The following is a 13,136-nucleotide window of genomic DNA, read 5'->3' on the forward strand; positions in this document are numbered from 1 at the left end:
CTTTAATTGGACATAGGGGGTGAAAAATGAAGCGGAAAAGAAACTATACTTTAAAAGTAGTTGCTGCTTTTTCTATTACTATAGTATTTGCATTAATTTGTTCGTTTACATATTTAGCTTATATGAGTAGTGTATTAAATGATGATACAAAAGAAAGATTGTTGGAAGTAGCAGATCGAACTACAGATATAATGAATATTAAGCTTGAGTCTAGTATTACTGAACTTAAAAATTTAAGTATAGCCCTTTCTTTAAAAAGTGGATACAACTCAGATGAGATGAAAGATATATTGAATAATTATGTCCAAGAATCAAGTTTTCAAATAATCGGATTAATTGACCCTAATGGATATGGGTACTCTAAGGACTTCAAAGGTGTTAACTTTTCAGATAGAGAATATTTTCAAAAAGCAATGAATGGAGAAGAAAGTATTTCTGAATTTATGCAAGATAGAGTTAGTGGAGAGTTAGGTAGTACATTTGCTGTACCAATATTTGATGAAAATGATGACGTAGTAGGTGTATTAGCTGCAGCGAAAGCAATTTCTGAATTTAAAAAGTTATTAGATGTAAATATTTTAGGGGGAGAAGGCTATTTAGCATTAGTAGATTCTAGTGGTGATATTATTACAAGCCAAAATCATAAAAACTATGATATCAGTATTACTGATTTAAGGGAAGTTAAGTTCGAAAATAACAATACTTTTGTTGATTCCGTAAATAAGTTTGATAAAGGAGTTCTAAAAACACAATCAAGTAGTGATGATAGCAAATATATAGCTTATGCTCCAGTAGGCATAAATAATTGGTATATCATATCTATTGTTCCCGCAAGTATTATAGACAAAAATATAACTAGTTTAAATAAAGTATCTTCTTTAATGTGGATTAGCATGTCAATATTACTTTTGATTATAGTAACATATATTATTTATTCAAAAAGAAAAGCTGATTATAAATTAGAGAAAATAGCATTTGTAGATTCAGTTACTAATGGGCCAAATTATAATTCGTTTTTTGATGATTTTAATAAAAGAATGAGCAGAGAGTATAAAAATAGTTATGCATTAGTAACGTTAGATATAGATAAGTTTAAAGTTGTTAATGATGTCTTTGGATATGAACATGGCGATATTATTTTAAGACATATTGCTTTTGGTATCTGCGAAAATTTAAAGCAAAATGAGATTTATGCTAGATATAATGCTGATAACTTTCTAATTCTTCTAGAATATACAGATGAAGATAGCATATTAAATCGAATGGATAGTATAACAAAAGATATATTGAATGATTTAGATAAAGTAATTAAAAATATGAGTGCAAGAATTTATTCTTATAAGTTTATTTTAAATTACGGTATATGCATAATAGATAATAAAAAGGATCCTTTAGATTTATTAGTAGATAGAGCAAACCTTGCAAAAAAAAGAGCTAAGGGCGGCCATAAAACTACAGGGGCTTTTTACACTAAGGATTTAAGAGAAAAAATGCTAATGGAAAAAGAACTTGAAAACTATATGGATAAAGCACTAAGAGAAAAGCAATTTAAAGTGTATTTTCAACCTGAAGTATCCTTTGAAACTGGAGAAATTATAGGAGCAGAGGCACTAGTTAGATGGTATCATCCTGAAAAAGGCATAATTTATCCAGATAAATTTATTCCTTTATTTGAAAGAAATCAATTTATAAAGAAATTAGATTATTATATGTTTAATGAAGTAGCATTTTATATTCAGAAATGGGAATCAGAAGGAATAGTTGTTCCAAAAACAGTATCTATTAATTTATCTCGAGCACATTTATCTGATTTAGATTTAGTAGATGAATTATTAAAGATAATTAATAATCATAATGTAGAGCCAAGTAGAATAGGGATTGAGCTTACTGAAAGTGCATTTTTTGAAGATACTGATTTAATTATAAATGTAATGGAGAAGCTAAAGAATGCTGGATTTAAAATTTATATTGATGACTTTGGATCAGGATACTCATCTTTAAATGCGCTAAAAGATTTGAAAGTAGACTACTTAAAGTTTGATAGAGGATTCTTAACTAATTTAGAAGATAATAAAAAAGGACAAGCTATACTGCATAATTTAGTTAATATGGCTAGGGATATTAATATATGCACAGTTGCTGAAGGTGTAGAGACGATCCCACAAGCTAATTTTTTAAGAGAAAAGGGATTTGATATTGCACAAGGATACTATTATTATAAACCTATGACAGCAAAAGAGTTAAGAGATAAATTAAGTAATGGTGACAATATTTGAGATTAATTAAAGAGGTATGATAATATAGAGTAAGGGAAAATATAGACTATAAGATAAAAGAGATATGGAGGCTGAAATAGTTATGATAAAATTTATAGCATCAGATATGGATGGAACTTTATTAAATAGTAACCATGACATAGATAAAGAAACAGTTGAAGCGATAAAAAGGGCTGAAAAATTAGGTATGACCTTTGCTATTTCTACAGGTAGAGAATACGAAAGTGTAAAGGGACTTTTAGAAAAACATAATTTAAAAGTAGAGTGTGTGCTTTCAAATGGAGCAGAATACAGAGATGAAGATGGAAATATATTAGAAGTTATTAATATCAAAGAAGAAAGTGCTAAAAAAATAATTGAGTTATTAGATAAGCATCATCTTTCGGCTAGGATTTTTACTGATAAAGGGATATTCACAACTTCTACTGAAGAAGAGGCTTTAAAAGAAATTATATTTAGAACTATGAGTTTTAATCCAGAATTATCTGAGGATGAGGCAAGAGAAGTTGCAGAAAATTTAGGCTTTTTCACTTGTCTTCAATATATAGATAATATAGATGAATTTTTCAAAGGTGGAGTAGAAGTAAGAAAATTTGTAGCCTTTCATAACGATATTGAGCTTATAGATAATATGAAGAAGATATTAAGTGAGATAGATGGATTAGCTATTTCTTCATCTTTTAGAGATAATATTGAAATTACAGATATTAATGCGCAAAAAGGAATTATATTGGAAAAAATAACTTCAAGAAGAGGTCTTGCTAATAATGAAGTTATGATTCTTGGAGATAGTTTTAATGATTATTCTATGTTTGAAATTTTTGAAGAAAGCGTAGCTATGAAAAATGCAATTGATGAAGTTAAAGCCATTGCAAAATATATAACTGCAGCTAACGATGATTTAGGTGTGTCAAAGGCTATTAATTATGCTGTTGATAATAAATTAGATGTTATATTAAAATCTAATAATAATTAATAAATAGACCGATTAAGTGGTGTAAAGTAAGTAGGACTTATTTGCATCACTTTAGTTACTTTAGAATGATTTAAATAAACTATAATTGAATTTAAGATATTAAAATAAACTTACTAATATTAATTTGTAGGAGGTTATTATGGGAAAAATTGCAGAGTTGTTTGATTCAATAGATAAATTATTTAGCGAAGAAAAGGAACAAAAATTTAAGGCTAAATTAGCTAAAAAGATAAAAACTACTATTTTTACTGATGATATATTAGAAAAAATAAATGAACATGATTTTACTGGATTAGCAGATGAAGAAGAAGATGTAGTTAGGTTATTTTCTTCTATTTTCCCAGTAATAGTAGAAGATAAAGATATAGTTTTTAGATTGTATAAACATAAAATAGAGGTTGATTTTTCTTCGGAAATGAAAGATAGATATATTTATATGTTGTCTGATGGAAGATATACTTCTGGAATGTTTAAATGCCTTACCATTAGTGATGAGGAATATGTTACAGGAATAAAAATTATAATAGATGTTATTCCTAAATTAAAGAAATCCTTATTAGAAACACTATCGAATTATGATAAAATAGTTAGTTCTAATACTAAATTAGAAAACTATAAGGAAAAGTTAGAAATATCAGAAAAAAATTATATTAAATTAATGGAATATATGGAGAAAAAGAAAGAGTAGTAAGTAGTTAATAATACTTTAGATGCAGAAATAGATAAAGAAATAGATGGAGGATTGCCCCTAGTTTATATGAAGAAAGTAGAATCAGTTATATTTGATATGGATGGAGTGCTTTTTGATACTGAAAGTATATACTTAAAGGTTTGGAAAAATGTTTTTAAAAGGTATGGATACAAAATGACTAAAGAAATATATAGTCAAGTTATAGCGACTGGTAGAGAAAATGTGAAGAAAGTTTTTCTAAGGGAGTTTGGAGATGATCTCTCTATAGAAAAGATGTACAAGGAAAAAGATGCTTTATTAAAAGAAGAGATAGAAAAGCATGTACCTATAAAAGAAGGAGTAGTTGAAATTCTTAATATCCTAAAAAATATGAATTATAAAATTGCTTTGGCTACTTCTTCGGATAGAGAAAGAATGAATAAACAATTAGAAAAGGCGAAGATTAGAGAGTATTTTGATGAAGTAATATGTAGGGATGAAGTTGAAAAGACTAAACCAAATCCAGAAATATACATTAAAGCTGCAGATAAGTTAGATTCTAATCCAAAGAATTGTTTAGTTATTGAAGATTCCTTAGCTGGTGTAATGGCAGCGTATAAGGCGAATATGAAAGTGTTACATGTAGAGGACTTAAAGAAAGCGGATAATGAAATTAAAAAATATTGTTATAAGAGTTTTAATAATTTACATGAAATAAAAGAAAATATAGTTTTAAACAATAAACTTTTGAAGGGGAGTTAGTAGCATGACCGAAAAAGAAAAAATGTTAGCTGGAGATTTATATATGGCTAATGACAAAGAGATTAAGGCTGATATGAAGAAGTGTAGAGTGTTAACTAGATTATTTAACAACACAACTGAAGAGCAAAAAGAATATAGAGCGGAATTATTAAAAGAGTTGTTCGAAGAAACAGGAGATAATATTTACGTTGAGCCTCCTTTTAGATGTGATTATGGATGTCATATATCTGTTGGTAATAACTTTTACGCTAATTATGACTGTATAATTTTAGATGTATGCAAGGTTGATATCGGAGAAAATGTATTTTTTGCTCCAAGAGTTTGTATCTATACTGCAGGACATCCTATAGATGCTGAAGTTAGAAATACAGGATTAGAGTTTGGTAAGTCTGTTAAGATTGGGAATAATGTATGGGTTGGTGGAAGTACAGTAATAAACCCAGGAGTCAGTATAGGGAATAACGTAGTTATAGGGTCAGGTTCAGTAGTAACAAAGGACATCCCTGATAATGTAATAGCTGTAGGGAATCCTTGTAGGGTTTTAAGAAAAATTACAGAAGAAGATAAAGTTTATTGGGAAAAGAAAAAAGAAGAGTATTATAGTGATTTAGAGAGATAATAAAATGGTTTCCGTAATTTATGCGGAAACCATTTTTAAATTAAATTATTATTCTTACAATATTTATTATGTTTTAAAATAAGTTTTTTTACAGTTGGAATATCAGCAGGAGCCCAATTCAAACTTTCTATGTAATCTATTGGCAGCCATAGTAGCTTAGCATGTTCTCTAGCTAACGGGTTGTCCTTAGTTAACTTACATTTTGCTACCATTAAATTTAATATGTAATTATCATATTCATATGTAGTTGCACTAAATAAAGAAGAAAATTCCACTTTGCAACCTAACTCTTCATAAATTTCCCTAGTTATAGCTTTTTCTGGAGATTCACCATTTTCGATTTTTCCTCCTGGGAATTCCCAGAATCCAGAAAGTGACATGTTTTTTGATCTTAAAGCACAAAGTATTTCAGAATTATCATTTTCAATAATTGCACCTATAACTTTAATAATTTTTTTCACAGTTATTCACCTCTAAAATGATAATATCACAGAAAATAATTAATTTACATAGAAATAATTATATTTTTATGTAAAAGTGTTTAAAAAAAATATAGTGAAAAAAGGAAAAAATTCTTCTAAAGCAGGGAAAATTATGGTATATTTAAATCTTGGGGATAGTTAATAAATTATATTTTGTATAATTAATTTTATATTTCAAAAACTATAACTAGAGCATAAAAAATACTTAAATTTTCATAAATGTAAAATTATCTTAATGTTATTACTAATAGTTAGATATAGATATAAAAGTTAATAGAATGTTAAAAATAAAGTAAAAAAATATAATATATTGTCATAAAATTATATATTTAGTATAGTATAATTTGTACAGATAAAAGCTTAATAGAAAAAATAATTATTCGAGGTGGCACATGATACATATTGAAAAACTTAAAAAAGTTTATAGCAATGGTTATGAAGCTTTAAAAAGCATTGACCTTAAAATTAATGAAGGTGAATTAGTTTGTCTTTTAGGTCCTAGTGGTTGTGGAAAGACTACTATCCTAAACTTATTAGCTGGACTTCTAGACCCAAGTGATGGGGATATAAGATTTGGTAATGAATCGGTTGTAGGTAAGCATCCTAAAGATAGAGGAATTGGTTTAGTATTCCAAAACTATGCTTTATATCCACATATGACAGTTTTAGAAAATGTAATGTTTCCACTAACTGTTGGTAAAAATAAAAAACCTAAAAATGAAGCTATGGAAATAGCTAAAAAGTATATGAAGATTACTAGTATTGAAGAGTTAGCTGATAAGAAACCAGGTGAAATGTCAGGTGGACAACAACAAAGAGTTGCAATAACTAGAGCATTAGTTCAAAACCCAAGAATATTATTACTTGATGAGCCTTTAAGTAACTTGGATGCTAGATTAAGATTAAAGATTAGAGAAGAAATTAGAAGACTAGTTAAAGAAATTGGAATAACTACTATTTTCGTTACTCATGACCAAGAAGAAGCATTATCTATAAGTGATAGAATTGTATTAATGAATGAAGGAATAGTTCAACAATTTGATATACCTCAAAATCTTTATTTAGAACCAGAAAATCTTTTTGTAGCTAAGTTTATGGGAAATCCAATAATTAACTTAATAGATATGAAAAAAGATGGGAATATATTAAAGTCTAAAGATTTTAATATTGATTTAAGCCTTTTAAATAAAGACAGATTTAAAGGTGACTTAACAGAAGAAAACTATATAGTAGGTATAAGACCAGAATACTTTGAATTAAGTACAAATCCATTATTTACAGCTGAAGTTGAATCAATAGAATTAATAGGTAAAGATTGTATTATAAACTTTAATGTTAATGATACAAATGTAAAGTCTATTACAGATATAAGTAAGAAAGTATCAGAGGGAGATAAAATAGGCTTTGATATTGACTATAACGGAATTTATTTATTCCAAGAGAATGGAGTTAGAGTGTACTAATGAAGAAGTTTAAGTATAGAGCAGAGAATTCACCACAAGCATGGCTGTTTTTAATGCCTGCTTTAATAATCGTCGGAATATTTAATGTGTTACCTTTGATAAGAACATTTATTATGTCCTTCCAAAAGGGAACTTTAAATAACTTAACATTTAATGGATTTAAAAATTTCGAAATAGTACTTAAAGATCCTAAGTTTCATACTGCTATAGGTAATACTGCGCTTTTTGCTTTTATTGTAGTCCCTGTAGGGCTAATTATATCTATGTTTATTGCTATTACAATATATGAAAAAATTAAGTATAAGGATGTATTTGAAACAATATTCTTTATACCATATTTAACAAGTGTAATTGCAGTTGGTATTGTATTTAGATTTTTATTAAATGGTGAGTATGGATTTGTAAACTACGTATTAGGATTTTTCAATGTAGGACCATTTAATTTCTTAGATGACCCAAATATGAGTATGATTCCTCTAATAATATTTGGGATTTGGTCAGGACTTGCTTTTAATATAATAATATTACTTTCAGGTCTTAGAAATGTTGATAAAAGCTATTACAAGGTTGCAGATATGTTTGGGGCGACAAAGATGGAACAGTTCTTTAGAATAACTTTACCTCAAATGATACCAATTATTACATTTTTATTAATGGTTAATTTTATTAATGCATTTAAGGTATATGCTCAAGTATTCTCTATATTTAACGGTAAAGCTGGTATTGCAGATAGTGCAACAACTGCTGTATTCTATATATTCAATAAGTTCTATGTAGAAAATCGTTATGGCCAAGGTATGGCAGCAGCAGTTATTTTATTTGGTTTAATTTTAATTTTCACATTAATTCAAAATCGTATATTAAAAAGAATATCTAAGTAGGTGAAAAAATGAAGAAAGTTAATTTAGTTTTATCAAAAACTTTTATAGTGTTAATGGCAATTATTACATTATTTCCTTTTGTATATATGATTTTGTCAAGTTTAATGACTTATCAAGAAGCAACAAGTATACCACCAACATTATTTCCTAAGGAATTCCAATGGAATAACTTTTCCCTTGCAATGGAGCAGGCTCCATTTGTAAGATATTTCTTTAATACAATATTTGTTTCTGGTATATCAACAATAGGAACAGTAATTACGTCTATATTAGCTAGTTTTGCACTAGTAAAATTGGAATTCAAATACAAAAATATCTTAGTATTAGGTATGGCTGCTTTATTAATGGTGCCTTATGAAGTTACAGTATTTACAAACTATAAAACTATAGCACAGCTTGGTTTGTTAGACACATATACGGCATTAATAATCCCATCTCTTGCAAGTGTATTTTATATATTCTACTTAAAAGAATACTTAACAAGTATTCCTATATCTTATTACAAGGCTGCCAAAGTGGATGGATGTTCAGATTTAGAATTTGTAAAAAGAATATTGATACCTTTAGCAAAGCCTGCATTATTTACTATGGGAATTTTAAGTTTCATTAATGGATGGAACTCATTCTTATGGCCAATACTAGTTACAAATAGTAAGGAAATGAGATTATTAAGTAATGGATTAAGTTCATTTGCAACGGAAAGTGGTACAAATGTACAGCTTCAAATGGCAGCATCAACAATAGCCATTGTTCCAATACTAATTTTATACTTAATATTTAGAAAACAAATAATTAGAGGAGTTGTTAAGAGTGGCGTTAAAGGATAAGAAGACAAAAATCACTTTTCACAATGGTATATTAACTATTGGTGGAACAATAATTGAAGTAGTATATGAAGATAGTCATATATTCTTCGATTTTGGTAGTGAATATGACCCAAAGGCTCCAGTACAGCCTGAAGATTTACAAGGTTTATTAGATGAAAAATTAGTGCCATATTTAGATAATATGTTTGATCCTAGTATTCCATTAAAGGGATATGAATCTAAGGCAAATAAATTTAAAAATACAGCAGTATTTTTATCACATATGCATTTAGATCATTCTAAAATTATAAACTACTTAAATCCTGAAGTACCTTTATACATGTTAGAAGGAACAAAATCACTATTAAATACTTTAAATATTAATAATGATTTCTTATTTCCTTTACATGAAAATAAGGGGAAGAATACAAGGGATATAATTGGGGTTAAAGAATATGAAGTAATAGAAATTGGTAAGATTAAAGTTAAGGTAATGCCAGTTGACCATGATGCATATGGAGCTTGTGGACTATTAATTGAAACTCCAGATTTAGTTATTTCTTATACTGGAGATATAAGACTTCATGGATATAGAAAAGATGCTACATTAAGATTTTGCAAAGAAAGTGAAGAATGCGACGTTTTATTAATAGAAGGTGTAAGTGTTTCATTCCAAGACTTTGACGATGATGTTAGTGATAGAGAAATATCAAATGAACCAGAATTAATAGATAGAATAAATGAAATAGTTAATACTAATCCTAATAAGCAAATAACATTTAATTACTATATTTCTAATATAGAGAGAATATTAAATATTATAAAAACTAATTCAAGAAAAGTTGTTTTAGATGCATATTATTCCTATGTTCTTAAGGAAGCAACTGGATACGAATCTTATTATTATCAATTAGATAATACAGATTATGGATTAGATACAAAGCTTAAGATTGATTTTGAAGAATTATTAAATGATAAAGGTAGCTTTTTCTGGCAATTGGATAAACTTGCCATTGAATATATAGATAAATTACAGGAAGATGGAATTTACATTCATTCTAATGCTGTGCCATTAGGTGATTTTGATCCAGCGTATACACCATTTGTAAACAAATTCGAAGAAAGAAATATCAAATTCGAAAGAGTTTCATGTAGTGGTCATGCTCATCCTTATGATTTAATTAAGATAATTAACTTAATTAAACCTAAGTTATTAGTACCAATACATTCTTATCGTCCTGAAAAACTTTATAATGAAAATGGCGACGTTCTTTTACCAGAAAAGAAACAAACTATATAACCGGAGGGGAAAATAATGAAATTTAAAAAGTTAATTGCTCTTACACTTTCATTAGGTTTATTAACTGGATGTGGAACAAAGGGAGCAGGAACATCTAACGAAGACATTGTTACAGAAATTACTTCACCTGTTGAAATTACTTTCTGGCATGCAATGAATGGAGACTTAGAAAAATCTCTACAAAAATTAACAGATGAGTTTATGGCTCAAAACTCTAATATAACAGTAACTTTACAAAATCAATCAAGTTACCCAGATTTACAACAAAAAATAACTGCTACAGTTGCAAGTCCTAAAGATTTACCAACTTTAACTCAAGCTTATCCAGACTGGATGTTCAATCCAATTCAAGATGGACTAGTAACTGACTTAGCTCCATATATTGAAAATGAAACTTTAAAATTTGATAATTATGAAGATATATTAGCAAGTCTTAGAGAAGCAGCTACTATAGATGGAAAAATATATGGTATGCCATTTAATAAGTCAACAGAAGTTATATGGTATAACAAGACTTTATTTGATGAATTAGGATTAAAAGCTCCAACAAACTATGATGAACTTGTTCAAGTTGCTAAGACAATAAAAGATAAGAAGGGCATCCCAGGAGCTGGATTTGACTCATTAAATAACTACTATACAACTTTCTTAAAGAGTGAAGGAAAGACATTCGATAATAACTTTGATGTAACTAGTGAAGAATCAGCTAAAGCTGTTAATTACTACTTAGAAGGTGTTAAAGAAGGTTACTTTAGAATTGCTGGAACAGATAAGTACTTATCTGGACCATTTGGTAATGAAACTGTAGGAATGTACGTTGGTTCAAATGCTGGTGAAAACTTTGTTAAGCAAGGTGTAGGCGATAAGTTTGAAGTAGGAGCTGCTCCATACCCAACAAATGCATCACTACAACAAGGTACTGATTTATATGTATTCTCAAGTGCTACACCAGAGCAAAAGACTGCTGCTTATGAATTCTTAAAGTTCTTAACTAGCAAAGAAAAGCAAATTCAATGGGGTATTGAAACTGGATATATGCCAATCAGACAAAGTGCTATTGAATCAGATGAATACAAGAATTCTGGAAGCTTAATAGCTCCAATACTTGCTGATGCAACTAAGAATCTTTATACAAACCCTGTTATGACTGGTGCTGATGCAGCTTACCGTGAAGCTGGTACTGTTTTAGAAGCAATATTAGCTGACACAACAACAGATGTAACAAAGAAATTAGAAGAGTTTAAAAATACTTTAATTTCTATTTGGGAATAATGCTATAATTATATAGAGAGAATTACAAGGAGCTGTTATTTTAACCTATTATAAATATGTTAAAAGCAGCTCCTATTCTCTAAATAAAATTAGTAGGAAAAAATTACATCAACAATTGTTAATTGTTAACTGAAAACGGAGGTACTATGAAATTAGTAATTTATCAAACTAGTGATCTACACGGATTTGTATATCCAACTAACTATGTTACTGAGCAGTCTTTAGGGATTTTAAAAATAGGAACATATATATTAAAAGATGAAAAAAATTATGATGCATCATTGAAAATAGATTGTGGTGATTTAGTTCAAGGTTCAGCATTAACTCACTATTTATCTAAACAAAAGTTAAAATCTAATCCAATTACTGAGCTTTTAGAGGATGTAGGATATGATGCTTATATATTAGGTAATCACGAATTTAACTATGGATTAGATTATTTAAATACTGCTTATAAAGATATTTCAAATAAAATTATTAATGCAAATATTAAAGGATTAGCTTTTGATAGCAAGCCTTACAGAATATTTGATATAAATGGTTTTAAAGTAGGATGTATTGGATTTACTACATCTTTTATACCTAACTGGGAGCAAGAAAAGAATATTGAAGGCTTAGAGTTTTTAAATCCAGTTGAAGTATACGGTAAGTATGAAAAAGAGTTAAAAGAGAAAAGTGATATTATTGTTGTATGCTATCATGGAGGCTTTGAAAAAAGTATAGATGGTAATAACATTCCTACAGAGAAATTAACAAAAGAAAATCAAGCTAGTGAATTATTAGAAACTTATGATTCAATTGATATAGTCTTAAGTGGTCATCAACATAGATCATTTATAACTAAAATAAATGGTGTTATATGTACACAACCAATGCATAATGGACAAAATTTTAGTAAGATAGTAATAGATACTGAAACTAAGGAATCAAGCTATGAATTAGTAGATGTTTCATTATTAAAAGATGAGATTAATAAAGATTTAGAAAAGAGATTTATCGAAATTAATAAAGAATTACAAAATTACTTAGATAAAGAAATAGGACATTTTAAAAATGATATTATTTTAGATAATATATTCATTGCAAGACTTAAGGGACATCCATTTATAAACTTCTTACATGATGTCCAATTAGATGTTTCTTGCGCAGATTTTTCAGCTTTATCATTATTTGATACTGCTATTGGATTTAAGAAAAATGTTTCAATTAGAGATGTATTAATAAATTATCCATATCCTAATACTTTAAAGGTACTTAAATTAAAGGGCAGCAAAGTTAAAGAGGCAATTGAAAAAAGTGCCACATATTTTGTTTTAGAAAATAATGAAGTTAAGATAAATAATGAATTCTTAGTTCCAAAGGTTCAAAATTATAATTATGATACCTTTGCAGGTTTAACTTATGAAATAGATTTAAATAGGGAATTTGGAGATAGAGTTATTTCCATGAAGAAAGATGGAGAGGAAATAGATTTAAATAAAGATTACACTATAGTATTAAATAACTATAGAGCAAGTAACACTGCTATATATCCTGCTTATGAAAATGCTGAAGTAGTTAAAGAAATAAATATGGATATGAGTGAACTTATAATTGATTATTTCCAAAGAAATAAGGAAGTAGATATTC

At 28.0% G+C, this 13,136-nt stretch carries 12 protein-coding genes; 11 read left to right on the plus strand and 1 reads right to left on the minus strand.

Going from position 1 to position 13,136, the window contains the following annotated elements; translation table 11 throughout:
- Positions 1 to 26: 26 nt before the first annotated feature.
- From E6248_RS06910 to E6248_RS06930, 5 genes are all read left to right on the plus strand, one after another.
- Positions 27 to 2,276: an EAL domain-containing protein gene (locus E6248_RS06910; RefSeq protein ID WP_316340084.1), complete on the plus strand. Its 2,250-nt coding sequence runs from the start codon at positions 27 to 29 to the stop codon at positions 2,274 to 2,276.
- Between the two features lie 82 nt (positions 2,277 to 2,358).
- A complete protein-coding gene (locus E6248_RS06915; RefSeq protein WP_316340085.1) occupies positions 2,359 to 3,252 on the plus strand; it encodes an HAD family hydrolase in 894 nt (297 codons plus the stop codon).
- Between the two features lie 139 nt (positions 3,253 to 3,391).
- Positions 3,392 to 3,940, plus strand: a complete 549-nt coding sequence (locus E6248_RS06920; protein ID WP_316340087.1) for a hypothetical protein — start codon at positions 3,392 to 3,394, stop codon at positions 3,938 to 3,940.
- A gap of 69 nt (positions 3,941 to 4,009) precedes the next feature.
- Positions 4,010 to 4,684 carry an HAD family phosphatase gene (locus tag E6248_RS06925; protein WP_316340088.1) on the plus strand — a complete coding sequence of 225 codons (675 nt, stop codon included), beginning with the start codon at positions 4,010 to 4,012 and terminating at the stop codon, positions 4,682 to 4,684.
- Positions 4,685 to 4,688: 4 nt separating this feature from the next.
- Entirely contained in the window at positions 4,689 to 5,303 is a 615-nt protein-coding gene (locus E6248_RS06930; protein WP_316340089.1) for a sugar O-acetyltransferase, read from the plus strand.
- Positions 5,304 to 5,338: 35 nt separating this feature from the next.
- Here the strand turns inward: E6248_RS06930 and E6248_RS06935 are convergent, their stop codons facing one another.
- Positions 5,339 to 5,764 (minus strand): (deoxy)nucleoside triphosphate pyrophosphohydrolase, encoded by a 426-nt coding sequence (locus E6248_RS06935; RefSeq protein WP_316340090.1) that lies wholly within the window; start codon positions 5,762 to 5,764, stop codon positions 5,339 to 5,341.
- Positions 5,765 to 6,177: 413 nt separating this feature from the next.
- On the opposite strand from E6248_RS06935, the gene E6248_RS06940 reads away from it, so the two are divergent.
- The 6 genes from E6248_RS06940 to E6248_RS06965 all read left to right on the plus strand — a co-directional run.
- The gene (locus E6248_RS06940; protein ID WP_316340091.1) at positions 6,178 to 7,248 is read left to right on the plus strand and encodes an ABC transporter ATP-binding protein; all 1,071 of its coding nucleotides are present in this window, start codon (positions 6,178 to 6,180) and stop codon (positions 7,246 to 7,248) included.
- Positions 7,248 to 8,129, plus strand: coding sequence for a sugar ABC transporter permease (locus E6248_RS06945; RefSeq protein ID WP_316340092.1), 882 nt, complete (start codon positions 7,248 to 7,250; stop codon positions 8,127 to 8,129). The genes E6248_RS06940 and E6248_RS06945 overlap by 1 nt, the downstream gene beginning before the upstream one ends.
- An 8-nt stretch (positions 8,130 to 8,137) precedes the next feature.
- A complete protein-coding gene (locus tag E6248_RS06950) occupies positions 8,138 to 8,956 on the plus strand; it encodes a carbohydrate ABC transporter permease (RefSeq protein ID WP_316340093.1) in 819 nt (272 codons plus the stop codon).
- Entirely contained in the window at positions 8,940 to 10,235 is a 1,296-nt protein-coding gene (locus tag E6248_RS06955; RefSeq protein ID WP_316340094.1) for an MBL fold metallo-hydrolase, read from the plus strand. The genes E6248_RS06950 and E6248_RS06955 overlap by 17 nt, the downstream gene beginning before the upstream one ends.
- 15 nt (positions 10,236 to 10,250) lie before the next feature.
- Entirely contained in the window at positions 10,251 to 11,507 is a 1,257-nt protein-coding gene (locus E6248_RS06960; protein ID WP_316340095.1) for an ABC transporter substrate-binding protein, read from the plus strand.
- Between the two features lie 146 nt (positions 11,508 to 11,653).
- The coding region (locus tag E6248_RS06965) for a bifunctional UDP-sugar hydrolase/5'-nucleotidase (protein WP_316340096.1) at positions 11,654 to 13,136 on the plus strand (1,483 nt) is incomplete at its 3' end.

The sequence above is a fragment of the Clostridium sp. genome (genome assembly GCF_032552055.1).
In the GTDB taxonomy this organism is placed as follows: Bacteria; Bacillota; Clostridia; order Clostridiales; family Clostridiaceae; genus Clostridium.

Coding starts and splice junctions, on each gene's coding strand:
- E6248_RS06950 (WP_316340093.1), top strand. CDS start 8,138: ATGAAGAAAGTTAATTTAGTTTTATCAAAAACTTTTATAGTGTTAATG.
- E6248_RS06910 (WP_316340084.1), top strand. CDS start 27: ATGAAGCGGAAAAGAAACTATACTTTAAAAGTAGTTGCTGCTTTTTCT.
- E6248_RS06925 (WP_316340088.1), top strand. CDS start 4,010: ATGAAGAAAGTAGAATCAGTTATATTTGATATGGATGGAGTGCTTTTT.
- E6248_RS06945 (WP_316340092.1), top strand. CDS start 7,248: ATGAAGAAGTTTAAGTATAGAGCAGAGAATTCACCACAAGCATGGCTG.
- E6248_RS06930 (WP_316340089.1), top strand. CDS start 4,689: ATGACCGAAAAAGAAAAAATGTTAGCTGGAGATTTATATATGGCTAAT.
- E6248_RS06960 (WP_316340095.1), top strand. CDS start 10,251: ATGAAATTTAAAAAGTTAATTGCTCTTACACTTTCATTAGGTTTATTA.
- E6248_RS06915 (WP_316340085.1), top strand. CDS start 2,359: ATGATAAAATTTATAGCATCAGATATGGATGGAACTTTATTAAATAGT.
- E6248_RS06940 (WP_316340091.1), top strand. CDS start 6,178: ATGATACATATTGAAAAACTTAAAAAAGTTTATAGCAATGGTTATGAA.
- E6248_RS06920 (WP_316340087.1), top strand. CDS start 3,392: ATGGGAAAAATTGCAGAGTTGTTTGATTCAATAGATAAATTATTTAGC.